General features: G+C 71.2%; 27 protein-coding genes. 7 read left to right on the forward strand and 20 right to left on the reverse strand.

The features are described 5' to 3' along the window. Positions 1 to 13 precede the first annotated feature (13 nt). On the reverse strand, positions 14 to 1,537 hold the full coding sequence (gene dacB / locus AB0E88_RS23990; RefSeq protein ID WP_361633929.1) for a D-alanyl-D-alanine carboxypeptidase/D-alanyl-D-alanine-endopeptidase: 1,524 nt from the start codon (positions 1,535 to 1,537) through the stop codon (positions 14 to 16). 124 nt (positions 1,538 to 1,661) lie between these two features. On the opposite strand from dacB, the gene AB0E88_RS23995 reads away from it, so the two are divergent. Both AB0E88_RS23995 and AB0E88_RS24000 read left to right on the forward strand, forming a co-directional pair. Then, entirely contained in the window at positions 1,662 to 2,153 is a 492-nt protein-coding gene (locus AB0E88_RS23995) for an inorganic diphosphatase (protein WP_361633932.1), read from the forward strand. 115 nt (positions 2,154 to 2,268) lie between these two features. After that, positions 2,269 to 3,930, forward strand: coding sequence for a threonine/serine exporter family protein (locus tag AB0E88_RS24000; RefSeq protein ID WP_361633813.1), 1,662 nt, complete (start codon positions 2,269 to 2,271; stop codon positions 3,928 to 3,930). Positions 3,931 to 3,936: 6 nt separating this feature from the next. On the opposite strand, the gene AB0E88_RS24005 is transcribed toward AB0E88_RS24000, so the two are convergent. Next, positions 3,937 to 4,902, reverse strand: coding sequence for a VTT domain-containing protein (locus AB0E88_RS24005; protein ID WP_361633815.1), 966 nt, complete (start codon positions 4,900 to 4,902; stop codon positions 3,937 to 3,939). A 140-nt stretch (positions 4,903 to 5,042) separates the two neighbouring features. Here AB0E88_RS24005 and AB0E88_RS24010 point away from each other — a divergent pair, with 140 nt between their 5' ends. Next, a complete protein-coding gene (locus tag AB0E88_RS24010) occupies positions 5,043 to 5,408 on the forward strand; it encodes a YbjQ family protein (RefSeq protein WP_361633818.1) in 366 nt (121 codons plus the stop codon). A gap of 112 nt (positions 5,409 to 5,520) precedes the next feature. On the opposite strand, the gene AB0E88_RS24015 is transcribed toward AB0E88_RS24010, so the two are convergent. The 9 genes from AB0E88_RS24015 to AB0E88_RS24055 all read right to left on the reverse strand — a co-directional run bounded on the left by AB0E88_RS24015 (position 5,521) and on the right by AB0E88_RS24055 (position 14,495). Further along, positions 5,521 to 6,381, reverse strand: coding sequence for a hypothetical protein (locus tag AB0E88_RS24015; protein WP_361633821.1), 861 nt, complete (start codon positions 6,379 to 6,381; stop codon positions 5,521 to 5,523). Positions 6,382 to 6,523: 142 nt separating this feature from the next. Continuing rightward, a complete protein-coding gene (locus AB0E88_RS24020; RefSeq protein WP_361633824.1) occupies positions 6,524 to 6,697 on the reverse strand; it encodes a linaridin family RiPP in 174 nt (57 codons plus the stop codon). A gap of 136 nt (positions 6,698 to 6,833) precedes the next feature. Continuing rightward, entirely contained in the window at positions 6,834 to 7,421 is a 588-nt protein-coding gene (locus AB0E88_RS24025) for a hypothetical protein (protein WP_361633827.1), read from the reverse strand. Beyond that, positions 7,418 to 8,281, reverse strand: a complete 864-nt coding sequence (locus AB0E88_RS24030) for an alpha/beta fold hydrolase (protein WP_361633830.1) — start codon at positions 8,279 to 8,281, stop codon at positions 7,418 to 7,420. Before AB0E88_RS24030 ends, AB0E88_RS24025 begins: the two co-directional genes overlap by 4 nt. Before the next feature lie 229 nt (positions 8,282 to 8,510). Further along, positions 8,511 to 8,873: a helix-turn-helix domain-containing protein gene (locus AB0E88_RS24035; RefSeq protein ID WP_361633833.1), complete on the reverse strand. Its 363-nt coding sequence runs from the start codon at positions 8,871 to 8,873 to the stop codon at positions 8,511 to 8,513. 28 nt (positions 8,874 to 8,901) lie between these two features. Next, positions 8,902 to 9,660: a class I SAM-dependent methyltransferase gene (locus tag AB0E88_RS24040; protein ID WP_361633836.1), complete on the reverse strand. Its 759-nt coding sequence runs from the start codon at positions 9,658 to 9,660 to the stop codon at positions 8,902 to 8,904. A gap of 282 nt (positions 9,661 to 9,942) precedes the next feature. Beyond that, positions 9,943 to 11,451: an NAD(P)/FAD-dependent oxidoreductase gene (locus tag AB0E88_RS24045; protein WP_361633839.1), complete on the reverse strand. Its 1,509-nt coding sequence runs from the start codon at positions 11,449 to 11,451 to the stop codon at positions 9,943 to 9,945. Beyond that, positions 11,448 to 13,334 carry an ABC transporter ATP-binding protein gene (locus tag AB0E88_RS24050; RefSeq protein WP_361633842.1) on the reverse strand — a complete coding sequence of 629 codons (1,887 nt, stop codon included), beginning with the start codon at positions 13,332 to 13,334 and terminating at the stop codon, positions 11,448 to 11,450. The genes AB0E88_RS24045 and AB0E88_RS24050 overlap by 4 nt, the downstream gene beginning before the upstream one ends. Before the next feature lie 399 nt (positions 13,335 to 13,733). Then, the gene (locus AB0E88_RS24055) at positions 13,734 to 14,495 is read right to left on the reverse strand and encodes a MerR family transcriptional regulator (RefSeq protein WP_361633845.1); all 762 of its coding nucleotides are present in this window, start codon (positions 14,493 to 14,495) and stop codon (positions 13,734 to 13,736) included. Between the two features lie 101 nt (positions 14,496 to 14,596). On the opposite strand from AB0E88_RS24055, the gene AB0E88_RS24060 reads away from it, so the two are divergent. Further along, positions 14,597 to 16,003, forward strand: coding sequence for a glutamate decarboxylase (locus AB0E88_RS24060; protein WP_361633848.1), 1,407 nt, complete (start codon positions 14,597 to 14,599; stop codon positions 16,001 to 16,003). A 9-nt stretch (positions 16,004 to 16,012) separates the two neighbouring features. Here AB0E88_RS24060 and AB0E88_RS24065 read toward each other — a convergent pair whose 3' ends face one another. The 4 genes from AB0E88_RS24065 to AB0E88_RS24080 form a co-directional block, all read right to left on the reverse strand. Beyond that, positions 16,013 to 16,651 (reverse strand): PadR family transcriptional regulator, encoded by a 639-nt coding sequence (locus AB0E88_RS24065; protein ID WP_361633851.1) that lies wholly within the window; start codon positions 16,649 to 16,651, stop codon positions 16,013 to 16,015. A gap of 64 nt (positions 16,652 to 16,715) precedes the next feature. Then, positions 16,716 to 17,273 (reverse strand): DinB family protein, encoded by a 558-nt coding sequence (locus AB0E88_RS24070; RefSeq protein ID WP_361633854.1) that lies wholly within the window; start codon positions 17,271 to 17,273, stop codon positions 16,716 to 16,718. A 189-nt stretch (positions 17,274 to 17,462) separates the two neighbouring features. Next, the gene (locus AB0E88_RS24075; protein ID WP_361633857.1) at positions 17,463 to 18,923 is read right to left on the reverse strand and encodes an aldehyde dehydrogenase family protein; all 1,461 of its coding nucleotides are present in this window, start codon (positions 18,921 to 18,923) and stop codon (positions 17,463 to 17,465) included. Positions 18,924 to 19,010: 87 nt separating this feature from the next. Next, on the reverse strand, positions 19,011 to 19,835 hold the full coding sequence (locus tag AB0E88_RS24080; protein ID WP_361633860.1) for a helix-turn-helix transcriptional regulator: 825 nt from the start codon (positions 19,833 to 19,835) through the stop codon (positions 19,011 to 19,013). A gap of 344 nt (positions 19,836 to 20,179) precedes the next feature. Between AB0E88_RS24080 and AB0E88_RS24085 the strand changes: the two genes are divergently transcribed. Continuing rightward, a complete protein-coding gene (locus AB0E88_RS24085; RefSeq protein ID WP_361633863.1) occupies positions 20,180 to 20,671 on the forward strand; it encodes an ATP-binding protein in 492 nt (163 codons plus the stop codon). A gap of 80 nt (positions 20,672 to 20,751) precedes the next feature. Here the strand turns inward: AB0E88_RS24085 and AB0E88_RS24090 are convergent, their stop codons facing one another. From AB0E88_RS24090 to AB0E88_RS24105, 4 genes are all read right to left on the reverse strand, one after another. After that, complete coding sequence (locus tag AB0E88_RS24090; RefSeq protein ID WP_361633866.1) at positions 20,752 to 21,021, reverse strand: DUF397 domain-containing protein; 270 nt, start codon at positions 21,019 to 21,021, stop codon at positions 20,752 to 20,754. A gap of 147 nt (positions 21,022 to 21,168) precedes the next feature. Continuing rightward, entirely contained in the window at positions 21,169 to 21,627 is a 459-nt protein-coding gene (locus AB0E88_RS24095; RefSeq protein ID WP_361633869.1) for an SRPBCC domain-containing protein, read from the reverse strand. Then, the gene (locus AB0E88_RS24100) at positions 21,624 to 21,977 is read right to left on the reverse strand and encodes a metalloregulator ArsR/SmtB family transcription factor (protein ID WP_361633935.1); all 354 of its coding nucleotides are present in this window, start codon (positions 21,975 to 21,977) and stop codon (positions 21,624 to 21,626) included. Before AB0E88_RS24100 ends, AB0E88_RS24095 begins: the two co-directional genes overlap by 4 nt. A gap of 7 nt (positions 21,978 to 21,984) precedes the next feature. Continuing rightward, entirely contained in the window at positions 21,985 to 22,359 is a 375-nt protein-coding gene (locus AB0E88_RS24105) for a VOC family protein (RefSeq protein ID WP_361633872.1), read from the reverse strand. A gap of 320 nt (positions 22,360 to 22,679) precedes the next feature. Between AB0E88_RS24105 and AB0E88_RS24110 the strand changes: the two genes are divergently transcribed. Both AB0E88_RS24110 and AB0E88_RS24115 read left to right on the forward strand, forming a co-directional pair. Continuing rightward, the gene (locus tag AB0E88_RS24110) at positions 22,680 to 23,147 is read left to right on the forward strand and encodes a hypothetical protein (protein WP_361633874.1); all 468 of its coding nucleotides are present in this window, start codon (positions 22,680 to 22,682) and stop codon (positions 23,145 to 23,147) included. Between the two features lie 62 nt (positions 23,148 to 23,209). After that, positions 23,210 to 23,746, forward strand: a complete 537-nt coding sequence (locus AB0E88_RS24115; RefSeq protein WP_361633876.1) for a DUF4232 domain-containing protein — start codon at positions 23,210 to 23,212, stop codon at positions 23,744 to 23,746. 445 nt (positions 23,747 to 24,191) lie between these two features. Here the strand turns inward: AB0E88_RS24115 and AB0E88_RS24120 are convergent, their stop codons facing one another. Further along, positions 24,192 to 25,283: a DUF2786 domain-containing protein gene (locus tag AB0E88_RS24120; protein WP_361633879.1), complete on the reverse strand. Its 1,092-nt coding sequence runs from the start codon at positions 25,281 to 25,283 to the stop codon at positions 24,192 to 24,194. Positions 25,284 to 25,325: the final 42 nt, after the last annotated feature.

The following is a 25,325-nucleotide window of genomic DNA, read 5'->3' on the forward strand; positions in this document are numbered from 1 at the left end:
GCGGCGGTCCGGTTCAGCCCGCCAGTGCGGTGGCGGCCCGGTCCAGGGCGCGCTGGGCCGCGTCGGCGTCGGTCGTTCCCGCGGCCAGGAAGGCGAAGGCCAGGACGTGGCCCTGGTGGTCGACGACGGTGCCGGCGAGGGTGTTGACGTGGGACAGGGTGCCGGTCTTGGCGCGGACGATGCCGGCGGCGCCGTCCGTGTAGCGGGTGGTCAGGGTGCCGGTGAAGCCGGCGACGGGCAGGCCGGTGAGGACGGGGCGCAGGTCGGGGCGGGCGGGGTCGGCGGCGGTGACCAGGAGGGCGGTCAGGAGGTGGGCCGTGAGGCGGTCGGTGCGGTCGAGGCCGCTGCCGTCGTGGAAGACGGCCCCCGCCAGGGGCAGGCCGAGCGCCGCGAGCCGGCGGTGGATCGCCTCACCGCCGCCGGTGAAGTCGGGGCGGACGCCGGTGGCGAGGGCGGTCTGGCGGGCCAGGTGCTCGGCGATGTCGTTGTCGCTGTTGGTGAGCATCCGCTCGACCAGGTCGGACAGCGGCGGGGACGTCACCGTGGCGAGCGTCTGCGCACGCGCGGTGGCCTTGGAGGGGCCGGGGGGCGTGGTGCGGATGCCCTGCGCGTGCAGGAGGTCGGCGAACCGGCGGGTGGCGTCCGCCGCGGGTTCGCGTGAGCGGTCCGCGGTGCCGGACGTCGAGTCGTTCAGGCGGCCTTCGTCCACCATGAGGGCGGTGACCGGGGCGAGGTTCTCGTTCTCCCCGATCGGGTGACGTTCGGGCCCGGCGTACAGGCTGGTGTCGTACGACAGCGTCACCTCGCTCACGCCGCGCTGCTTCAGGGCGGCGGCGGTGGACGCGGCCAGGGTGCGCAGGCTCGCCCAGCCGCCGGTGTCCGCGTGGGCGGTCAGGGTCGGGTCGCCGCCGCCGACCAGGATCAGCTCGCGGGTGTCCGGTTCCAGCACGGCGCGCGTGGTGAGGCGGTGGTCGCCGCCCATGGCCGAGAGCGCGGCGACCGCGGTGGCGATCTTCGTGGTGGAGGCGGGGGTGAGCGTTTCGTCGGCGCCGGTGGCGTACAGGCGCCCGCCGGTCGACAGGTCGACGACGGCGGCCGCGTGCCGGTCGCCGAGGGCGGGGTCCTTCAGCAGCGGGTCGAGGAGGGCGGCCAGGGCCGGTGCGCCGGGCGCGGACCGTGCCGAGGTCGCGGGGCCGCCGAGGCCGGTGAGGACGGCGGGCGCGCTGGGCGCGGGCCGGGGCACCCCGCCCGCCGCCCCGGAGGATCCGGACGAATCAGACGTACGGCCGTGATCTGCGCCACCCGGGCCTTCCTGGGCGGCGGCCCACTCCCGTTCGGCCGTACGCTGACCCGAGTCCCAGGGGCCGGCGGCGGTGACGACGCCGGCGGCCAGTGCGAGACCGACGGTGGCGGCACCCGCTGTGTACTGCCAGGTTCTGACGGGCCGCAGCCGGGTGGCGCGGGTGCGCAGCCGGGCGGCGGTGACGGTGGCGGCGCGCCGCAGTCGCGGCCGTACGGCGTTCGCGATCCGCGCCATGTGCGGTCTCGCGGCCCGCCAGGGCTTCAGTTCCGGCACGACCACCAGCCCCTTTCGCGATCACACACTGGCGTGAGGGACACTTAATCACCCGAAGTATGTGTTGATCATGGAGGAGCCACCGGTGGAGTTCGACGTCACGATCGAGATCCCGAAGGGTTCGCGGAACAAGTACGAAGTGGACCACGAGACGGGTCGGATCCGCCTGGACCGGCACCTCTTCACCTCGACGGTCTACCCGGCCGACTACGGCTACATCGAGGGCACCCTCGGCGAGGACGGCGACCCGCTGGACGCGCTGGTCATCCTGGACGAGCCCACCTTCCCCGGCGTGCTGGTGAAGTGCCGCGCCATCGGCATGTTCCGGATGCGCGACGAGGCCGGCGGCGACGACAAGGTGCTGTGCGTGCCCGCGTCCGACCCGCGGATGGAGCACCTGCGCGACATCCACCACGTCTCGGAGTTCGACCGCCTGGAGATCCAGCACTTCTTCGAGGTCTACAAGGACCTCGAGCCGGGCAAGAGCGTCGAAGGCGCCAACTGGGTCGGCCGCTCGGACGCCGAGGCCGAGATCGAGCGCTCGATCAAGCGCAACGAGGCGCACGGCGGCCACTGAGCCCCCGCACGCCCCAGCAGACCGCTGACGGGTCGCACGCGCACGCGTGCGGCCCGTCCGGCGTCTGTGCGCATACTGAGGCCTACGGAGTGTCGTACAGGGAGTGCTGCTGCAAGTGAGCGAGGCGGAGGACCGCAAACCGCAGTCGGACGAGGCGAGGAGCAGCTACGACTCCGAGGTCACGTCCGAGTTCGCGATTCCCGCGGGGCTCGCCGTGCCCAAGGTGGGCGGGGAGCCGGAGACGACGTCCGAGTTCGCGCTGCCGGACGGCCTGGAGGCGCCGCAGCCGGCCGGGGCCGAGCCGGAGGGCTCGGCGTTCAGCCCGCCGCGCACCTACAGCGCCAAGAGCGCCCCGCCGGCCTTCACGCCGCCCGGCGGGACACCCGCGGTCAGCCTCACCAAGGACGTGCCGTGGCAGGACCGGATGCGCACGATGCTGCGCATGCCGGTGGCCGAGCGGCCGGCGCCGGAGAAGGCGCACAAGCCCGAGGAGGGCGGCCCGGCCGTCCCGCGCGTGCTGGACCTGACGCTGCGTATCGGCGAGCTGCTGCTGGCCGGCGGCGAGGGCGCCGAGGACGTGGAGGCGGCGATGTTCGCGGTCTGCCGCTCCTACGGCCTGGACCGCTGCGAGCCGAACGTCACCTTCACCCTGCTGGCGATCTCCTACCAGCCCTCGCTGGTGGAGGACCCGGTCACCGCGTCCCGGACCGTGCGGCGCCGGGGCACCGACTACACACGGCTCGCGGCCGTGTTCCGGCTCGTGGACGACCTGAGCGACCCGGAGACCCACATCTCCCTGGAGGAGGCCTACCGGCGTCTGGCGGAGATCCGCCGCAACCGCCACCCGTTCCCCAGCTGGGTGCTGACGCTGGCCAGCGGGCTGCTCGCCGGTGCGGCCTCACTGCTGGTCGGCGGCGGCGTGCAGGTGTTCGCGGCGGCCATGGTGGGCGCGATGCTCGGCGACCGGCTGGCGTGGCTGTGCGCGGGGCGCGGACTGCCGGAGTTCTACCAGTTCACGGTGGCCGCGATGCCGCCGGCCGCGATCGGCATCGCGCTGACCCTGGCGCACGCGGACGTGAACGCGTCCGCCGTCATCACCGGTGGGCTCTTCGCCCTGCTGCCGGGGCGGGCTCTGGTCGCGGGCGTGCAGGACGGCCTGACCGGCTTCTACATCACCGCCTCGGCGCGGCTGCTGGAGGTGCTGTACTTCTTCGTCGGCATCGTCATCGGTGTCCTGGTGATGCTCTACGTCGGCGTGCAGCTCGGGGCCCATCTCAACCCCGACGCGGCGCTGCGGCTCCAGCACCGGCCGCTGGTGCAGATCGCCGCGTCCATGGTGCTGTCGGCGACCTTCGCGGTGCTGCTGCAGCAGGAGCGGTCCACGGTCCTCGCGGTGACCCTGAACGGGGGCGTGGCGTGGGTCGTGTACGGCGCGATGCACGACACCGGGGAATTCTCGCCGGTGGCGTCCACGGCCGTCGCGGCGGGGCTCGTCGGCCTGTTCGGGCAGTTGCTGTCGCGGTACCGGTTCGTCTCCGCGCTGCCGTACACGACGGCGGCGATCGGGCCGCTGCTGCCGGGTTCGGCGACGTACTTCGGGCTGCTGTCGATCGCGCAGAACGACGTCGACAAGGGGCTGGTGTCCCTGACGAAGGCGGCCGCGCTGGCGATGGCCATCGCCATCGGGGTGAACCTGGGGTCGGAGATCTCCCGGCTGTTCCTGCGGGTCGGCTCCGCCGACAAGCGCCGCGCGGCCAAGCGGACGAGGGGCTTCTGAGGCCGCTCAGCCCTGGTGGTACGGGGACTGGCCGTTGTACGGCTGCGGCCGGCCGTAGCCCTGCTGGTACGGCTCCTGGGGGTACGGCTGCTGCGGGTACCGCTGCTGCCCGTGGGGCTCCTGCGGGTACTGCCGGCCGTAGTGCTCGTCGCCGTTGCCGTAGTGCTCGTCGCCGTACTGATTGCCGTACTGGTTGCCGTACTGGTCGCCGTAGGGCTGCTGCCGGGGCTGGTGGTCCGGCGTCTGGTCGATGCGGCGCAGCTGGGTGGTCGCGTCGTCCATGGCCGGGGGCACCGGGGCCGGGGCGGGCTGCTGCTGCCGCTGCTGCTGCTGCTGCTGCTGCGGAGCGTTCTTGCTCTTCGCGCGGGCGCGCAGGAACTCGATGGCGATGGGGACCACCGAGACGAGGACGATCAGGATCAGGATCGCCTCGATGTTGTTCTTGACGAAGTCGATGTTGCCCAGCCACGAGCCCAGCAAGGTCACACCCGCGCCCCACAGGACGCCGCCGATGACGTTGAACAGCAGGAACGAGCGGTACCGCATGCCGCTGACGCCGGCGATGATCGGCGTGAACGTGCGCACGATGGGCACGAAGCGGGCCAGGACCAGGGACTTCGGGCCGTACTTCTCGAAGAACTCGTGCGCCTTGACGACGTTCTCCTGCTTGAACAGCCGCGAGTCGGGCCGGTTGAACAGCGACGGGCCGACCTTCTTGCCGAACATGTAACCGGCCTGGTCACCGAGGATCGCGGCGACGCAGATCAGGGCGATGGCCCCCCACAGGGGGAAGTTCAGCTGGTTGGACGTGATCAGCAGGCCGCAGGTGAACAGCAGCGAGTCACCCGGCAGGAAGAAGCCGATCAGCAGTCCCGACTCCGCGAAGACGATCAGGAGCAGGCCCCAGATGCCGAACGTGTCGAGGAGGTAGTTCGGATCGAGCCAGCTCGGGCCGAGGGCAAGCGTCGTCACGGTTCCGGGCTCCTGAGGGGGTGGGGAGACTACGGCGGCGGGTAGCGCGCGCCCAAAGCTATCAACGCCCGGTGAACGGTCCGGGTTCCCCGGGTTCCCTCAGGATGCACCCCGCGCCGCCCGGTACGAAGCTGTTGACCATGGGCATCGACGATTACGGCGGCGGCCAGACGCCCCAGGCGGATGTGCTGGTCGTCACCACGAACGACGTACCGGGTCACCGGGTGCAGCAGGTCATCGGCGAGGTGTTCGGCCTGACCGTGCGCTCCCGGCACATCGGCAGCCAGATCGGCGCCGGGCTGAAGTCGCTGGTCGGCGGCGAGCTGCGGGGGCTGACCAAGACCCTCGTGGAGACCCGCAACCAGGCGATGGAACGGCTGGTCGAGCAGGCACGCGCGCGTGGCGCCAACGCCGTCCTGGCGTTCCGCTTCGACGTGACGGAGGCGGCGGACGTGGGCACGGAGGTGTGCGCGTACGGCACGGCGGTGGTCGTGAGCCCCGAGTAGCCCGTGACCGGGCCGTTCCCGCGCGTGGCCGCCGGCGTCGGGAACCGCCGAGGTCCGCCCAGCCGCTCGCGCCTGCCCGTGTCACCCCCGTGCCGGGCGCCGCGTCCGCGCGTTACGCGGCGGACGCGGCCACAGGTCCGGCCGTGGCGGCCCGACCGGCGAGCGCCGCGCGCTTGTCGCTCTGGTCGAAGACGTACAGAAGAGCCGGGTGCGTGGCCCCGAAGGCCAGGACGAAGCGGTTGAGGCCCATGAACTGCCCGATCCCGAGGTGGAACAGCGTCATGGAACCGAGGAACGCCTTCGCCGCGGGCTTGGGCAGGACGAAGACCAGCGGGAAGGCGACCTCCGCGGCGATCGTTCCCCACGTCACGAGCTTCCCCGCCACTGGGTACTTGTGCACGAGCCGGTACACGCGCTGGTCCCCGTAGTTGTGGGTACGGATGACCCCGCTGAACGCCTCTCCACTGAGCCAGACCGGCGACACGAGCTTGACCACGCCGGAAGCGACGTAGGAGATGGTCGTCTCGAGCGCCAGCGCGCGCATGGCCACATCGCGGGCCTTGTCGCCGTCCTTGAACGTGCCGGTCGAGGCGAGGACGACGTTGATCACCTGCTGGAGCTGGTCGGCGCCGTCACCGCCGAAGGGGGAACGCAGCCGTCCGGCCGCGCCCGTCACCGCCAGGACGGCGCTGCCCGCCGTGCGTACTCCCCGCTTGTGGCCCCAGATCAGCGTGGCGGCGGAAGCACCCGCCTGCACCCCGTACAGGGCGACGGCCGCCTTCTTCGACTCGAGGGCGCGCGTCAGCCGGGGAAAGCGCTTGGCGAACCTGGGGCGCATGTTGGCCACCTGGCCGCTGAGCATCTCCCCGTCTTCGAACTTACGTGTCTGGCTCAGCATTTCCAGTGCGGAGACCAGCGTGCCCAGCGAAGCCACTCGGCGTGCCGTGACCTCGGGTGGAGCGCTGAGGAACATGGATGGGTGCTCCCGGTGATGTGATGCGAGTACGGTGGAATGGACAACGGCGGCACGGTATGCGTATCGGGCGTACCGTGCCGCCGTGTCCTTATCGGGCGGAGTCAGGGATGCCGGTCGGCATCGCCTGCCGGCCGGTCGGTCAGCGCTGGATGTCCTTGGTAACCTCGTGCAGCGCGTAGGCGGTGGCGGAGGTCACGGCGACGCCCTCGGGGGTGGCGAGGGTGGCCAGCGGGGTCAGCATGGTCGGGGTCGCGTCGTTGCCGATGCGGCCCGGACGCACGTCGGCCAGCTCCGTGTTGGCGAAATCAGCCACGATAGACATGGTGGTGTCCTCTTTCTCTCAGGGATGGAGCGGGTTCTCCAGCCGTTCGGCGGGAGGGCGCGGACTCACGCGGCACAGGGGTGCCGAGTGAGCTCGCGGCTTCCAGTCGAGAGGGCCGGTCGGCTCGCTACGCGGCTGCCGGCGACGGGGCGTCGGCAGGGGTGACGTCCCCCTCCAGCGGGAACTCCAGGGAGACGAAGACCGGTTCGATGTGCCGGTCCTCGGGGCTGGTGGGGTACGAGTGCAGCAGCATGAACTGGCTGTGCGTGGCGCCTTCGGCGTGGGGCAGGTGGAGCTGGATGTACCGGGCCAGCAGCCGGTACCCCGATGCCGTGGTCACCGGCAGGACGTGCGAGCCGAAGGCGACCGCTTGGGCGAGGGTGTGCTGGGTCGCGTCGAACAGGGCCTTCGGGCTGCGGTTGCGTGCGTTCCAGGCCAGTGCGTACCAGGGCCGGTCGTGGACGACCGGGACCTCCGTCCACTCGCCCGGTGTTCCGCCGATGATGTCCCGGTAGAGCAGGTGGTTGTCCTTCACTCCGGGATTGGGCCCGAAGAAGCGCCAGTTGGGAGTCGGTATGCGCAGCCGTCCGCGGTTGAGCAGCCCGTCGAACCGCTGCTCGGGGATCTGGGCCGCGGCGGTCGCGACCAGCCAGGCCGCGAGCGACGTGGTGACGGCGGCGACCTTCGCCCGTTCGGTGTTCACCTTGATGATCACGCCGGCTGCCTCTCCCGGTCCGGGGCGCTCTCGTCGGCCCGGCGTGCCGTGGTGGACGGCCGCCAGGAGGATCCGAGTGGCCCCGACGGCGGGTCGCCGGCGATCAGTTCCGCGACCTCCTCGGCGTGCCGGCGCACGGCCAGCAGCGATTCGTGGTCGGAGCCGTCGACGAAGTGGTGCCGGGCCTGCTCGGAGATGACGGCGAGCCTGGCCTGGATGCCGGCGTGCAGCGTGTTGTCGCCGATGTTGTTCTCCGCCGTGACGACCGTCAGGGGGCATTCCAGCGAGGTCAGTTCCGGGTAGGTCATCGCGTCCCGGTACTCCCGGTGGGCGGTGGCCCAGGTGCGGGGCGTCGCCAGGAAGGCCCGGTAGCTCCGGTTGATGTCCGGGCGGTACTGCTGGTTGACGTTCATCGCGGGGCGGAAGACGGAGAGCCCCGTGGCGGCGAAGAGCTGTTCCATCAGCATCCGCTGGTGGGACCAGCGGTCGACGTCGGTCCGGCGGGCGTGGCGCAGGCTGACGACCTCGGTGGCGTCGATCATGACCACCTGGGTCACGCCGTGGACCGCGTCCGGATGCAGCGACGCGTAGGCCGCGACGAGGTACCCGCCCAGGGAGTGACCCGCCAGCACGAGGGGAAGGCCGGCGAGGTAGGTGTCGCGCAGCTCCTGCAGCAGCTCGAAGTGGCCCTCGACGCCGTACTGGGTGTCCGGCGTGCTGAGCCCGTAACCGGGACGGTTGAAGCGCACGTACCCCATGTCCTCGGGAAGCGCGTCGCAGACCCAGTCCCAGTACTCCTGGGGCGCGCCCATGCCGTTGTCGAGCAGAACGGCGCGCTGTGCCCGCGGCGGGATGTGCACGCACACCTCGACCAGCTTGCCGTCGGGCCTTTCGTGCAGCAGGTAACGGCGCGCGCGCTCGTTCCTGCCCCTGTACCGCGTTATTGCTCCGGTCAGAAGGCTTGCACCGGCCAGTCCGGCAAGACCGACAGCGAACTGGCGCTCCAAAGACGCCACATTCCCTCCCCCGTGATGTGAAGTGACCGTCTGCCCGAAAAGCTAACACGCATGACCGGGCCAAAATTATGGGTTAATTGACCATCCGTCCCGGGCGGGTTCTCCCACGGGGCTGCGGCGGACGAACTCCCATGCTCCGCCCGTATTTCCGGAGTTCCATGTAGAGTTCGCCGATCGTTGCTTTCAGCATGGCGTTTTCTTTGGCGAGCTCGGCCATCCTGGACGCTTCTTCGGTGTCTTTGCCGCCTTCACCGGCCAGGCCGTTGCGGCCTCCCTCAAGAAACTGTCTGCGCCAGTTGGACACCGACTGTTCGGACACCCCTGCTTCCCGCGCGGCTTCCGCCGCTGTCAGTTCACCGCTCATCACTCTGACCACCAGGCCGAGTTTCTTGTCTACCGGAAGTGCTGGCGGACGCCCCACGGGCAACCCCCTCATGGCCTACCGCGTGCTGGGTGTGGTGTGCTCAGGGCTTGACGTAGCAGCACATGAACAGGGGCGCCGCGGCGCTGTACGGGGTGCCGTCCCACCGCGACATGCGGGACTCCGGCTCCAGCCCGGCCGCGCGTGCGTAGCCGTCGACGTCGTCGGGAGTGGTGAGCCGGGTGGTCTCGTTGCCCACCCTGGTGGTGCCGTCGGCCTGGTAGAGGATGTGCGAGCACTGCCACAGCCCGCCGTCGAGCAGGGTGGAATGGGTCTGCACCCCGGTCCCCGGCTCCGGGTAGGGGACGAAGTAGGTGGTGCGGGACCGGCCCTCGTGCAGGTCCACGATGGCCGGCTTGTTGTGCGTCTCGATCACCAGCCGGCCACCGGGCAGCAGCAGGTCCGCCGCACGCCGGACGGCGCGCTGCTGGTCCTCGGGAGTGAGCAGGCAGGACAGGGTCGCGCACACGCAGTACACCAGCCCGTAGCGGGAATCGGAGGTGTAGGTGCGGATGTCCCCGTGCACGGGTGTGACGTCGCCGCCGTCCGGGAGTTTGGCGCGCAGCGCGTCCAGCATCTCCACGGAGGAGTCGACGCCGGTGACGTGACCGACGCTCCGGGAGAGCGGGAGGGCGATCCGCCCGGTGCCGACGCCCAGTTCAAGGGTTCCCGCCTCGGGGGCGGGGTGGCGGGCGGCCAGTCCTCTCACGGCTTCGGCTGTGACCCTGTCGTCCGGGATCAGCCGGTCGTACCACCCTTTGAACTGCCTCCCGTAGCCTATGTCGTCGACTGCGGTTTCCACAGGTTTTCCCCCTAGCACTGACCCCACTGCATACCGATGGGAGCGTCACTAAGCCGAGGGGCCGGCGGCCGGGCACAAAGACAGATGCCGGCTACATCGGTCGCGGACAGATCCGCAACCGACCCGCGTGGTTGGTCAGACAGCAGCGCGGTAACGCCTCAACGGAGCCTGTGGGGTGACTTCGTTGTCTCCACCGTATCAAAGGCAATCCGGGCCGTCCCATGGATACCGGGCGCGGGCTGCGTCACACCGCCCGCCGGAATAAAGCCAATTGAGGATTCATCAGCCGGCCGCATCCCGTGTTTCGGGCGGCACCGGTGATGTCACGGCCGGCCCCCGGGCGGGCCCGAGGGCGGGAACGTCGCGTATCCCGAAACAATGGCGAAGTGCGGAGCGCGCGGCCAGATATCCCGACATTCCGTGCACACTCGGCCCCGGAGGCGTGGCCGCGGAACACAGGAAGACACCCGGCAGCGGCGTGCGGTAGGGGTCGAGACGGGGCACCGGTCGCGCGATGCTCTGGTAGAGCGTCATCGCGCCGGTGCCGATGTCACCACCGGTGTAGTTCGGGTTGTACTCCTCGTACGCGGCGGCGGCGACGGAGCGATGTGCGACGACGGTGTCCGTGAACCCGGGTGCGTACCGCTCGATCCGTTCCCGGACCAGGTCGTACGGGTCGGTGGGGTCCCCGTTGGGCACGTGCGCGTACGCCCACACGGGGCGCTTGCCCGGCAGTGCCCGGTCGGGATCGGCCACCGCCGGGTCCACCACGAGGACGAACGGCCTCGCGGTGCGCACCCCGCGGGCGTTCGCCGTCTCCTGCCGCACCATCTCGGCGTGCGTGCCTCCCAGATGCACGGTGCCGGCGCGGCCCACCGCCGGGTCGGCCCAGGGGATCGGCCCGGACACCAGGAAATCGACCTTGGCGGCGCCCGGACCCGGCCGGAACCGCTCGAGCCGGCGGGCGTAGGCACGGGGCAGCCGGCCGCCCGCGAGGGCCAGGAAACCCTTGGTGCCGGTGTCGAGCAACACGGCCCGGGCGCCGTGCAGTTCGGCGAGGTCCGTCACGTGGTGTCCGGTGTGGAAGACACCGCCGTGCGCGGTGATGTCGTCGGCCAGCGCCTGCGCGATCCGGCCGCTGCCGCCGCGGGGCAGCGGCCACCCCGACCCGTGCGCCAGGTGTCCCAGCAGCATGGCCACCGCCGCGGACGCCAGGCTCGGCAGCCTGCCGACCGCGTGCGCGGCGACCCCGGTGAGCAGCGCGGGTGCCTCCTCGCCCCGGAAACGGGCCGCGCCGAGTCCGCTGCCGTGCAGCGCCACCCGGCTCGCCAGCAGCAGGGCCGCCGCCGGGTCTTCCGGCAGCCGGCGCTGTCCGGACAGGACGAGGTCGACGACGGCCTCGCTGCGTTCCAGCAGGGGTTCCATCAGCCGCCTCCAGGCGGGACCGTCGACGCCCAGGTGCTCGCAGGTCTTCGCCAGGGAACGGTGGGCGAGAGCGGCCCGGCCCCCGTCCAGCGGATGCGCGTAGCTGATCTCGGGCTGCAGCAGCTCGACCCCGCGGGCCGCCAGGTCGAAGCCGCGGAAGAACGGGGAGGCGGCGGCCATGGGGTGGACGGCGGAGCACAGGTCGTGCACGACGCCGGAGTCGAAGAGCGAAGCCGTACGCAGCCCTCCCCCGATGGTCTCGGCCGCCTCGTGCAGCTCCACGCGCAGTCCGGCGCGGGCCATGACCACGCCCGCGGCCAGGCCGTTGGGCCCGGTGCCCACGATGGCGACGTCCGCAGTGCTCACCACTGCCTCCCCTTCCTAACGATGCGAAGCTGCAACGTCTGCTCGACCGGTCCGGCGTACGCCGGCGGGCCCGCTGTCACGGGGGACGTGGGCACCCGCGGTTGCCCGTGTCGTCCAGCGGTGGCGGCGCCGGGTTCGGCGCGCAGCTGCGACGCGGCCAGGCGCCGGTAGAGCGCGTCGCGCGCCATCAGGTCGTCGTGCACCCCGACGGCCCGGACCCGGCCTTTGTCCAGCACCACGATCCGGTCCGCGTCGATCACCGTGGAGATCCGGTGGGCGATCGCGATGACCGCGCAGCGCTCGGAGACCCGCCGCAGCACCTCGCGGAGGTCCCGCTCCGTCTCGGAGTCCAGGTGGGAGGTGGCTTCGTCCAGCAGCATGACCGCGGGCCGCTGCAACAGCGTGCGGGCGATGCACAGACGCTGCCGCTGGCCGCCGGACAGCCCGCTGCCCTGGTCGCCGAGTTCGGTGTCGAGGCCCTGCGGCAGACGTGCGATCACCGAGGTGAGTCCGGCCATCTCCACGGCTTCCCGGATGGCGTCCTCACCGGCCGTGGGATGGGCGTAGGTCAGGTTCTCCCGGATGGTGCCGCGCAGGGCCGCGCTGTCCTGCTGGACGTACCCCACCAGCCCGCGGACCGTGTCGAGGGGCAGCGCCTCGATGGTGCGCCCGCCGAGCCGCACGCGGCCCGCGTCGACCGGGTAGAAGCGTTCGATCAGCTGGAACAGGGTGGTCTTGCCCGCGCCCGACGGCCCGACCACCGCCGTCAGGCCACGCGCCGGCACGCTGAAGGAGACGCCGTCGAGCACCGGGGTCCGCTCCGCCCCCTTGCCCCGCCGGTAGGCGAAGCGCACGTCCTGGAACTCGACCGCCGGCTCGTGCGGGTCCAGCGCCGCGAGCGCGGCGGGGTCCGCTGCGGCGGCCGTCTCCTCGCCTTCCTGGGGCAGACGGGCCAGCTCGTCCACCCGCTGGACGGCGGCCCGGCCCTGGACGAACTGGCCCACCCCCAGGAAGAACATCACCAGCGGCGACACCAGCTGGAACAGATACATGATGAACGTGGTCAGACTGGCCATGTCCATCTCGTCGCGGGCCACCCAGGACATTCCGACCCCGACGACGACGGCCAGGGCGCCCTGCGTGCCGACGTTCATGGACGGCATCAGCAGCGCGTTGTACGCGTTGACCCGTATGCCCGAGCGCCGCACCCTCCCGGCCAGCTCGCCGACGCGGGCGGCCTCGCGCGTCTCGGCGCGGGACGCCTTCACCGTGGGCAGGGCGGCGAGCACGCGCTGGGTGCCGTCGGCGAACGCGCCGGTGTCGTCCCTGTTGCGCAGCGCCTCCTTGCGGAGCCTGCGGGCGAGCACGACGGAGATGAGGCTGGCGGCCGCCAGACAGCCCATGGTGATGAGCGTCAGAGGCAGATCGATGAGGAACATCAGCACGACGCCGCCGATGACCGTGGCGCCGCTGACGATCAGCTGGGCGAGGCTCTGCGAAAGGGCGATCCGCACCAGTGAGGTGTCCGTGACGGCGCGGGTGAGAATATCCCCCTGGGTCTGATGTCCGAACGCGGTGAGATCGACGCGCAGAATACGTTCCACGAGAATACGGCGGACGTCGAAGACGATGTTCTCCCCGGCCCGCCCGATGGCGTATGCCTGGAGGGAGGAGAAGAGGGCGCCGGCGCAGAAAAGGGCGACGAGCCGGGTGACGGGACCGGTCATCGAGGCGCCCGCGCCCGCCGCCTCGATGAGCTGCCCGATGGCCCAGGGCTGGGCGAGCGAGGCGCCCACTCCCAGCAGGCCGAGCAGTACCCCGGTGAGCAGCAGCCCCGTGTGCCGCCGTGCGACCCTCGCGACCGACCCGGCGTCCTTCGCCATCGGCCCCGCGCTCCTCACGGCCGGCCCGGCGTCGCCCGGTGCCGGCCCGGCGCCGTTCGCGGTTCTCCCGGCTCCCCGGCTCGCGTGTGCCCCGTGCATCGCCATGAGCGCTCCCCCCGCTTTGCCGACGGTCACGGCGAATACGCCCGGTCGGAATATGCGGGCCGCCGCCCATGCCGTCGTCAAGGCGCTCAAGCTAACACGCGATTCCGCCTAAAGTTACGCGTTGTTTGATTGGCGGACGACTCCCGGACTGGCCCCTTCCGCTGTTTTCCGAAGCCCTGGCTGAAAAGGCTCAAGTTAAGCGGCTTTTTTCGGCGGCGGTCTTCTCGGCACCCCTGTGCGCGCCTGCGGCGCGGCGGTGGCCGTGGCCCGGGAGCGGCACCCGGGCCACGGTCCTCAGGCGGCGTGCCGGGCCGCGTTCGCCTTGATGGCGTCTCGCATGTACACGGCGAGCCCGGTGTGGATGTTCTCGTACATCGCGGTGAAGCGCGGGTCGTCGACGTAGATCTGTCCCAGACACGCGTGCAGCTCGTGCGAGCAGTCGTAGTAGCTGGAACAGATGAAGCGGCGGTGCTCCTCGGCGACGTCCATCGCCGCCACGGAACCGGCCGGGACACCCTGGTCGAGCAGGTCGGCCATCCGGCCGTGGACGGCGTCCATCTCGCCGGTGATCCGCTTCCAGTCCTCCTTGGTGTAGGAGGCGGTCCGGCGCTGCGACTCCCGGTACTGCTCGGTGTCGCCCCAGCGCTGCTCGACCTCGTCGGCGTACTGGTCGGGGTCGTGGTCCCCGAACACCTCGAACTTCTCCTCCGGCGTGAGCTGGATTCCCATCGTGCGTGCCTCCATGGCGTGCTCCACGGCCTCGGCCATCTTCCGCAGCTTCTCGATCCGGGCGGTCAGCAGTTCGTGCTGGCGCCGCAGGTGCTCCCGCGGCTCCACGTCCGGGTCGTCGAGCAGGGCCGCGACCTCCTCGAGCGGGAAGCCGAGCTCCCGGTAGAACAGGATCTGCTGCAGCCGGTCGAGGTCGGCGTCGCTGTAGCGCCGGTGGCCCGCGTGGCTGCGCTCGCCGGGCACGAGCAGACCGATCTCGTCGTAGTGGTGCAGGGTGCGCACCGTGACCCCGGCGAAGCCGGCGACCTGTCCCACGGAATAGCTCACTTCCGCTCCCTTCTTGCTTGCACGGTCCACCCTGGCTCCTCACGCCGCGTGAGGTGCAAGCCCGCGTGCGGGTCCGGCGGAGCGGACTTAGCGTCGGATGCATGCCCCTGCACCAAGGCGCCGCGCAGCCCGCCGACCGTCCGCTGGCCGTCAACCCGTTCTACGGCGAGGCCAACCCGGCCGGCGGGATGACGCAGGCCCCGCCCACGCACCGCCTCCCCGACACCGCGATGGCGCCGACGACGGCGTACCAGCTGGTGCACGACGAGTTGATGCTGGACGGCAACTCCCGGCTGAACCTGGCCACCTTCGTCACCACCTGGATGGAGCCGCAGGCCGGGGTGCTGATGGCGGAGTGCCGGGACAAGAACATGATCGACAAGGACGAGTACCCGCGCACCGCCGAGCTGGAGCGGCGCTGCGTGGCGATGCTCGCCGACCTGTGGCACGCGCCGGACGCGTCGGCGGCCGTGGGCTGCTCCACGACCGGGTCCAGCGAGGCGTGCATGCTGGCCGGGATGGCGCTGAAACGGCGCTGGACGAAGCGCGCGGGCGACCGCTACCCCGGGGCCAGGCCGAATCTGGTGATGGGCGTCAACGTGCAGGTCTGCTGGGACAAGTTCTGCACCTTCTGGGAGGTGGAGCCCCGGCTGGTGCCCATGGAGGGCGAGCGCTTCCATCTCGATCCGCAGACCGCGGCCGAGCTGTGCGACGAGAACACGATCGGCGTGGTCGGTGTCCTCGGTTCCACCTTCGACGGCTCCTACGAGCCGATCGCCGACCTGTGCGCCGCCCTGGACGCCCTCCAGGAGCGCACCGGCCTGGACATCCCGGTCCACGTCGACGGGGCGTCCGGTGCGATGGTCGCGCCGTTCCTCGACCCGGACCTGGTGTGGGACTTCCGGCTGCCACGGGTGGCGTCGATCAACACCTCCGGGCACAAGTACGGGCTGGTCTACCCGGGGGTCGGCTGGGCGCTGTGGCGGGACGCGGCGGCGCTGCCGGAGGAGCTGGTGTTCCGGGTCAACTACCTGGGCGGCGACATGCCGACCTTCGCGCTGAACTTCTCCCGGCCCGGCGCGCAGGTCGTGGCGCAGTACTACACGTTCCTGCGGCTGGGCCGGGACGGCTACCGGGCGGTGCAGCAGGCCTCCCGGGACGTGGCGCGCACGCTCGCCGAACGCATGGAGGCGCTCGGCGACTTCCGGCTGCTGACGCGGGGCGACCAGCTGCCGGTGTTCGCGTGCACCACGGCCGAGGGTGTCACGGCGTACGACGTCTTCGACGTCTCCCGGCGGCTGCGCGAGCGGGGCTGGCTGGTGCCGGCGTACACCTTCCCGCCGAAGCGGGAGGACCTGTCGGTGCTGCGGGTGGTGTGCCGCAACGGCTTCTCCTCGGACCTCGCCGAGCTGTTCGTGGAGGACCTCACCCGCCTGCTGCCCGAACTGCGCCGGCAACCGCATCCGCAGACCCGGGACCGCGACGCGGCGACCGGCTTCCACCACTGAGCGCCCCTCCTACGCGCTCCCCGGCCCGCGTTCCCCCGTCGCGTACGGGTTCTCCTGGCCCTCGGCGAGGACGCCGACGAACGGTTCGCCCTCCCCGGCGAAGGTGTAGGCGCCGGCCTCGATGCGCTCGACGAGGCCCCGCGTCCAGGCGGCCTCACCGTCCGCCGTGTGCACCCACATGTTCATGATCTCGCCGATGTGGCCGAACTGCTGCGGCCCGTCCTCGGGGATGTAGTGCTCGGTGACGGTGTCCCGCCACGCCGCCAGCCGCCGGAGGCGTTCGCGCAGCAGCGCCACGACCTCCGCGCGCTCCAGATCGACCATGAAACCGATCGCCGCGGAGAGCAGGTCGACGCCGCGGTCCCGGGCGACGAGCGCCTCCCTCAGCAGCGTGAAGTACTCCTGCGTGCCGCGCTCGGTGATCTCGTACTCCGTGCGCGGCGGGCCGCCGGCCGTGGACGGCGCCGTCTCGTGCGCGTGCAGCAGTCCCTGTTTCGCCATCTGCTTCAGGGCGTGGTAGATCGACCCGGGCTTGGCGTGGGACCACTCGTGCGCGCCCCAGTACTCCAGGTCGCCGCGCACCTGGTACCCATGGGCCCGCCCGTGCTGCCGGACGGCCCCGAGCACGAGCAGCCGGATCGTTGACATGGGGTCCAGGTTATGGCCGTACCCCGTGCGGGCTGCGCCGGGCCCGCACGGCCAGGTGCTCTCCCTACCCGGCGTTCTCCCGGCCCGCCGTCTGCTCCAGGGCCACCAGCTCGAACGCGGTCCTGCCGTCCAGGGACTCGCGGATGATGTCCGCGTGGCCGGCGTGGCGGGCCGTCTCGCGGATCAGGTGCAGGGCCAGCCAGCGCAGCGACACCCGCTCGTCCGGCGGGAACCAGGGGTCGTTCGGCAGCGCGAAGGTGTCGTCCAGGCTGGGCACCGAGCGGAAGTAGGCCTCCGTCTCGGCGGCGACCTGCTCCCAGTACGCCAGCTGCTGAGCGAGCGTCTCGCCCTCGGTGAGCCGGAAGCACTCGTGCCAGTTCGACTCGTCCCGCTTGACCGCCGGCGGTTCGCCCTTGGCCCGGGCCACCCAGCTCTGCTCGACCTCGGCGACATGCTTGACCAGGCCGGACAGCGACAGCTCGCTCGCGCTCGGCCGGCTCGCGGCCTGCTCCTCGGTGAGGCCGAGCACGGCCCGGCGGATGCCGCCGCGCTGCTCCTCGAGGAAGGACAGCAGCGCCCCCCGCTCGTCGCCCTGGGCTTCGGCTCGCACGTGAGTGACCATGACCGGCCGCCTTTCGTCTCGTCGTCACCGGGCTTTCCCGCCCGACACAGACGACGTTACGGACCCTTGCGGTCAGCTGCTGTCCGCAAGTCGACGACGCGTCGAAGCTCCTGTCAGAAGTCGAGGCTCCCGTCCGAAGCCGAGGCTCCTGTCAGAAGTCGTGGATCCCGTCAGAAGTCGTGTAGCTGGTCAGAAGGGGAAGCGGCTGCGGCCGTGCTGCACCGAGATCCACTTCAGCGTCGTGAACGCCTCCAGCGTCGACTCGCCGTTCAGCCGGCCGGGTCCCGAGTGCTTCTCACCGCCGAAGGGAACGATCGGCTCGTCGTGCACCGTGCCGTCGTTCACATGGAACATCCCGGTGTCGATCTGCCGCGCGAACCGTACCCCCCGCTCGACGTCGGCGGTGAAGACCGCGCCGCTCAGCCCGTACGGGGTGTCGTTGACGAGCCGTACCGCCTCCTCCTCGCCGTCGAAGGGGACGACGAAGACGACCGGGCCGAAGACCTCCTGCCGCAGCAGCGGCGAGCCGGCCGGGACCCCGGTCAGCACGGCGGGCTCGACCAGCGTGTCCGTCGTGGTGCCGCGCACCAGCGCGGTGGCGCCCTCGGTGAGGGCCTGCTCGATCACCCCGGAGACGTCCTCCGCCTGCCGGGAGTCGATCAGCGGCCCGATGACGGTCGCCGGATCGCTCGGGTCACCGGCCTTGAGCCCTCTCACCCGCTCGGCGAACTTCGCGGAGAACTCCTCGGCCACGGACCGGTCGACCAGCACCCGGTTGGCGGCCATGCAGACCTGGCCCTGGTGCACGAAGCGGCTGAAGACGGCGGCGTCCACGGCGTAGTCGACATCGGCGTCGTCCAGGACCACCAGCGCGCTGTTGCCGCCCAGTTCGAGCACCGCACGCTTGAAGTGGGCGGCGCAGACGGTGGCCACGTGCCGGCCGACCTGGTCGGAGCCGGTGAAGGAGATGACCTTCGGCACCGGGTGCTCCAGGAAGGCGTCGCCGATCTCCGCTATGTCGGTGACGACGACGTTGAGCACCCCGGCGGGCAGCCCGGCGTCCTCGAACAGCTTGGCTATCAGAGTGCCGCCGAGGACCGGTGTGTTCTGGTGCGGCTTGAGCACGACGGCGTTGCCGAGCGCCAGCGCCGGGGCGACCGACTTCAGCGACAGCAGGAAGGGCACGTTGAAGGGGCTGATGACGCCGACCACCCCGACCGGCACCCGGTAGACACGGTTCTCCTTGCCGTCGATCGGCGAGGGAACGATCCGGCCCTCGTCGCTGAGCGCCACATGGGCCGCCTCGCGCAGGAACTCCTTGGCCAGGTGCAGCTCGAAGGCGGCCTTGCCCCGGGTGCTGCCCAGCTCGGCGATCATCGCCTCGGTGATCTCCGCCTCGCGCTCCTCGACGAGACGCAGCACCTTCTCGAGCACCGCCCGCCGGGCGAAGGGGTTGGTGGCCGCCCACTGCTTCTGGGCCCGTTCGGCGGCGCGGTAGGCGGCGTCGACCTCCCCGGCCGTGGCGATCGTGATCGAGGCCAGCTTGTCGCTGTCGTACGGGTTGCAGTCGATGATGTCCCAGGAGCCGGTGCCCGGGCGCCACTCACCGTCTATGTACTGCTGCGCCAGGTCGGAGAAGTACGGTGACATGCGATCCCCCTGAATCCCTGCCTGCCGGGGCAGGCGAGTCGGCCTCGCTCACCTCGCGGTCTGATCACACGTCATCGTACTTGTGCATCAGGAGAGTTGAAGGAGTCCACGCAAAAGATCGCGGGTCTCGGACGGCCCGGGGCTGTCCTGCTGCAACTCCTTCAGCGCCTGCTCGTACTGGGCGACGTCCTCCGGCTTGTCCAGGTACAGCGCGCTGGTGAGCTGTTCGGTGAAGACCACGTCCGACAGATCGGACTCGGGGAAGCTGAGGATGGTGAACGCGCCGGACTCGCCGGAGTGCCCGCCGAAGCTGAACGGCATGACCTGCAGCCGGACGTTGGGCCGCTCGGACATGTCGATCAGGTGCTGCAGCTGCTCGCGCATCACCGCGCGGTCGCCGTACGGCCGGCGCAGGGCGGCCTCGTCGAGGACGACGTGGAACTCGGGGGCGTTCTCGGCGACGAGGTACTTCTGCCGCTCCAGGCGCAGCTGCACCCGCTTGTCGACGTCGGCCTCGCTCGCGCCCTTCATCCCGCGCCGCACCACGGCACGCGCGTACGCCTCGGTCTGGAGCAGGCCGTGGACGAACTGCACCTCGTAGGCGCGGATCAGGGACGCGGCACCCTCGAGGCCGACGTAGGTGGGGAACCAGCTCGGCAGGACGTCGGAGTAACTGTGCCACCAGCCCGCGACGTTGGCCTCGCGGGCCAGGTTCACCAGGGCCGTGCGCTCCGCTTCGTCCGTGATGCCGTACAGCGTCAGCAAGTCCTCCACGTCCCTCGTCTTGAAACTCACCCGGCCCAGTTCCATCCGGCTGATCTTCGACTCGGAGGCACGGATCGAGTACCCCGCCTGCTCGCGCGTGATCCCGCGTGCCTCGCGCAGCCGCCTGAGTTGCGAGCCGAGCAGCATGCGCCGCACCACTGATCCTGGCTCTCCCGCACTCACGTCCGCTGCCTCCCTACCGACTCCAGGGCCCGCAGTCTGCCACTAAAACACTTCGAGCAGTACTCGTCCGATTACAGAGACGGAAAAGCTTCCTGTCACGCCGGTGCGACTTCTGGCCATCAAGGGGTAAAGAAGATGGGGGAGTTGAGGGGGAAGCGGGCAGAAAAAATGGCCAACAAGCGGCACGTGGGCATCCATTTCGGTCACGTGCACGTGCATCTGCCCTTGCATCTGGTCTGCGCATCCGAAACCATGGTCCCGCGCCACCGCTGCATCGCAACGACCGCGAACTCCCGGGAGTGCCTCGCATGGGGACGAATGGATCGACCATGCTCCAGCCGTTACGGCAGGGCCTTCCGCCGCTGGATCCCGCAGCCGTCTCCAACGCCGCCTCCTGTTCCCTGCCCGCCCGTTACGAAGCCGTGGGCGAGGCACGCCGGTTCACCCGCCGGACCCTGGACCAGTGGGGGCTGGGCGACCGCTTCGACGACGTGTGCCTCGTCGTCTCCGAACTCGTCACCAACGCGCTGCGGCACGCCACGCCGGCCGGGAGCGCGGCCGGTGATCCGCTGCCGCCCGTGCGGCTGCACCTGATGCGGTGGAGCGAGCGGCTGGTGTGCGCGGTGCGCGACACGAGCGAGGACGGCCCGGTGGCACGCGAGGCCGACGACTTCGCGGCGGAGTCCGGCCGCGGGCTGTTCCTCGTCGAGTCCTTCAGCGACAGCTGGGGCTGGCACCCGCTGACGGGCGGCCTCGGCGGCAAGGTGGTCTGGGCCCTGTTCCGGCTGCCCTCCGTGTAATCCCTCCCGGCGTCCTTCGACGCCGGGTTTCTACGCGCGTCAAAGCAAGCGCTCTCACACCGGGCACACGTGAGCCGTGATCATCCGCCGACGAGATGGTCGAACTCCCCGTCCTTGACGCCGAGCAGCATCGCCTCGATCTCCGCCCGCGTGTAGACGAGCGCGGGCCCGTCGGGGAACCGCGAGTTGCGCACGGCGACGTCCCCGCCCGGCAGGCGGGCGAACTCCACGCAGGAGCCCTGGGAGTTGCTGTGCCGGCTCTTCTGCCAGGAGACCCCGTGCAGGTGCGTGGCGGCGATGCCGTTGTACACGCCGGACGCGTTCTCAACGTCGTACACGTCGTGGTCCACAGGTCGCTCCCCGGTGGTGCACTGGCTGATGAGGCCATTGATGCATCGGTCAACTGATCGGGATCATAACCCCGTTCACGTGCAGATGCTTGAGCAAATGCACGTGCACGCCAGGTGTTCCCCCGGTTACAGCTTTTGACGAGCGCTTTACGGGAACCGTTCCAGCGCCTGCCCCAGAGCAGGAAGAACATGCGCGGCCCAGCCGCCGCCCATGATCCGCCGGGCCATCAGTTGCGCCGGGTCGTCCGGATCGAAGCCCTCGTGCACCAGGAACAGACGCGTTCCGCGCCCTTCCTGTTCCAGCCGCCAGGTGATCGTCCAGTCAGCCGGATGGGCGGGATCGGCGTCCCGCCACCGCACGGCCAGCATCCGCTCCACGTCGAACGCGAGAACCTCCACCTCTACGACCCCGGAGAAACCGGTGTTGGGCCGCGGCACGGACGTCATCCGGTACCGATGACCGACCGCCAGCCGGAACTCCCCGGCGCCGGGCATCTGCCACTGCGCGAGCAACTCCGGCTCGGTCAGCGCCCGCCACACCTTGGCGGGCGGATGCGGAAAGAACTGGTCGACACGGACAGTGGTGAGATCGTCGTCGCTGCTCATGACGGGTCATCGTCGGGCATCCGGTCGAGCAGATCCCCCAGCCCCTTCAGCTGATCGCGCCAGAACCGCTCGTACGGATGGAGCCACTCCTGCACCTCGGCGAGCGGCACCGCCCGCAACCGGTAGATACGCTGCCGCCCGGCCCGCTGCTCAGCGACGAGACCGGCGTCCCGGAGCACCTTCAGATGCTCCGACAGGCTGGGCCGGCGCATGGCGAAGTGATCGGCGATCGCCTGCACCGGCTGGGGCCCGCCCTCCCGCAGCAGCCGCAGCACCTCCCGGCGCGTGGCGTTGGCGAGCGCGGCGAAGACACGGTCCTCGGCGGCGACATCACGGGCCCCGGCACTCATCACGGCCTCAGAAGCCTTCCTTCTCCGTCAGCAGCATCAGACCGTTGCCGTCGGGATCGGCGAAGGAGGCCATACGGCCCCACGGCTGCTCCTCCGGCCCCCGCACCACGGCACCCGCCTCGGCGAGCCGGGCGCAGTCGGCGTCGACATCGGTCGTGACCAACATGATCCCCCGCGCCGACCCGGTCTCGAAATCGCCCATCCCCGGCCCCGACAGCGTGAACACGGTCTGCGCCCCCGCCGGCGCGACCTGCAGCCAACGCCCCGCGGGCATCTCCAGATCGGCGACGACCTCGAACCCGAGTACGTCGCGGTAGAAGCGCAGGGCCCGATCCTGATCGGAGACGGGGAGGGTGACGAAAGAGGCGTGACGGATGCTCATGCCCGACAAGTTACGTAGGAAATTGCCTACGCGTCAACCGTAGGGTTCTTCCTACGCATGCGGGCGGTGCGGCGGCGTACACGGGGGGGGCGGCGCCGTACACGGGGGGGTGCGGCGTCTTACACGGGGGGGTGCGGGGCCGTACACAGATCGGCGGCGCGGCGGCACGTCGGGGGAGAGTGCGACGCTCCGCCGCAGGGGCCGAGAGCACCCCCGCCCGTCCGCGGACGAACGGCGGCTCCAGGGTCTGGCCCCCCTTCCGTACCCGTTGGTAGCGTGCCCCGGTGACTTCCCCGACCCCCACACGCCGCCGAAGCCTCATGACCGCGGCCGCAGCCCTCACCGCCGCCCTGACCCTGGCCGCGTGCAGCGGCGGTGGCGGTGACAGCGGGAGCGGCGGGAGCGGGAGCGGCGACGGGAAGACCACCGCCCCGGCAACGACCCAGTCCCCTTCGACCGGCGCCACCACCCCCCAGCCCGCCGCCGGCGCCTTGCAGGGCAACTGGCTCACCACCACCAACGGCAAGGCCGTCGTCCTGGTCCTCACCGGAACGCAGGCCGCCCTCTTCACCACCGGCGGCAGCGTGTGCAGCGGCCCGATCAAGGACCGCACGATCCAGCTCAAGTGCAAGGGCACGGCGGCCGGCCACACCAACGGCCACATCGACTCCGTGGACAAGACGACGCTGAAGGTCACCTGGGTGGGTGACGTCGGCACGGAGACGTACACCCGCTCCGAGAACGGCGGAATGCCCTCCCGCTTCCCCACGGCGGGCCTCGGCTCGTAGGACCTGGCCCGCGCATGCGCGATGATCCTGGGGCACCGTCTCGATCTCAGGGGATTCCACACATGCGCGCCATGCCGATCACCGTCGCCGCCCTCGCGGCGGCGCTCCTCCTCACCGCCTGCGACAGCGGCACCGACAGCAACGACAAGGCGGCCGGCGGCGACGCCAAGGCGGCCAAGAGCACCGCCTGCCGCCTCGACGGCGTGGGCGCCGAGGTCGGCCCGGTCAGCGCCGCGCCCGCCGCCGGCGACACCGGCACCGTCACCGTCACGCTCACCAACACGGGTTCCGACTGCACCCTGGAGGGCTTCCCGAAGGTCGTCCTGCAGGCCGGGGACACCAAGGCGGTCGTCCCCGCCGACCAGGCGGCGCAGAGCCAGAAGCTGTCGCTGGCCAAGGACGCGACGACGTCCTTCACGATCACCTACACGCGGGCGGCGGCATCGGCCGGCCCGCAGAGCCTGGCCGTGAAGACGGCGACGTTCGCCCTGCCCGGCGCGGAGGACACGCACGAGTTCCCGTGGTCGTACGGCGAGGTCGCGCTCAAGGGCAGCACCCCGGACGCCACGGTGGGCGGCTTCGAACGGGCCGGGGACTGACGACACGCCTCGACGTCACGGCGTCGGCACCCCCCACCGGCACGGCCACACCCCCACTGGCACGGCCATCCCACACGACGCCGTGACTCGACCCCGACCCACCCCGCGAGACCGCCACCGCCGAGGAGCGCACGCACCGGCAGAGCGCCGGCGCATGCCGGAAAGCCGCAGCACCGCCGAGCACGACGCCTCGCTCGGTGCGACGCACCACCGGGCGCGACAGATGCGGTGCGCGGTTGCACCGCCGGGCGCGACAGACTCTCGCGGTGCGCGACCGCATCGCCGGACGCGACAGACGCCGTGCGCGACCGCATCGCCAGACGCGACAGACGCCGTGCGCGACCGCACCGCCGGACACCACAGACGCCGTGCACAATCGCGCCGCCACAGAGCGCCCACCCCGGAGAGCGAGCCGCCTCCGCAGAGCGAACCGCCGCGCAGAGCCTCACGGCAGTCGCGGCCGGTCCCCCATTCGCGCCCGGTCCGCCGCGCGGGAGCCCTCGGTCCACCCCGCCTCGTCGCTCACCCCGCGCAGCCGGGTGGACACCGTCTCGGGGAACATCCGGTCGGCCGCGGCGCCGACCGCGACCTCGCGGGAGGCGAGCACCGGCAGCAGGTCGTCGCTCACCTGCGTCTCCGCGGCAACCGCGAGCCGCCCGCCTATCCGGTGCGCGTACGCGGCGAGGAACGACTGTCTGAAGGTCTTCGTCCGCTTACGGCCGCCCTTGCGCTGCGCGGCCTCCGCCGTGGCGAGTGCCGACTGGGCCTGCACCAGCAGCGAGGTGAAGAGCAGCTCGACGGCCTCCAGGTCGGCCTCGAAACCGACGACCGTGGAGAAGCACAGCGCCTCGTTCCACACCGCGCGGCAATGGTTGGCGGTGGCGACCGCGTCGAGCAGGACCGCCTTGGCCTGCTCGTACGGCGGCTCGACACCGATCCGGCAGGCACCGGGCGCGTCAGGGGCGGGCGCCTGCGCGTCGAGCAGCGCCTCGTCGACGCTGTGCCGGGCCATCAGCTCCTGCGCCTTGGCGGTGAGCGCCTCGGCCTCCTCCGGGTAGCCGGTCGCCTCCGCCTTGGCGAGCAGGGCGCGGATCCGGCCCAGCATCCGGGAATCGGAGCTGCGCGGCCTGCGCGGTTCCTCCAGGGGCTCCAGCGCGGGCAGGCGTACCAGCAGCCGGTACAGCTCGAGGACGGCGGTGGCGTGGGTGAAGCGGTCGGCCCGGACCGGCGCGGAAGGGGGCAGCTCCTCGATCTGCGCCCGCCAGCGCGCACCGCGGGCCCGGTCGTCGGGGGCCTGCGCCCGCACCAGATCGGCGGCCAGCCGTACGTGGACGTCGTCCAGTTCGCGCCGCACGATCCGTACGAGGTCGGCGGGCTGCCAGCCACGCCGCCAGAGCACCGCGACGAACTCCCGCCCACGCCGCTCCACGTCGGCGTCGGCCGCCGGGTCGGCGGCCAGCAGGGAGGCACCGGTGTCCAGGGTGGTCACACCGGTGTCGTACAGGGCGGCCTCGAAGGCCCGGTCGACAGCGCTCACCCAACGATCGTGACACGGGGCACTGACAACCCGGGGACCGCC

This window comes from Streptomyces sp. NPDC028635 (assembly GCF_040637635.1).
GTDB lineage: Bacteria > Actinomycetota > Actinomycetes > Streptomycetales > Streptomycetaceae > Streptomyces.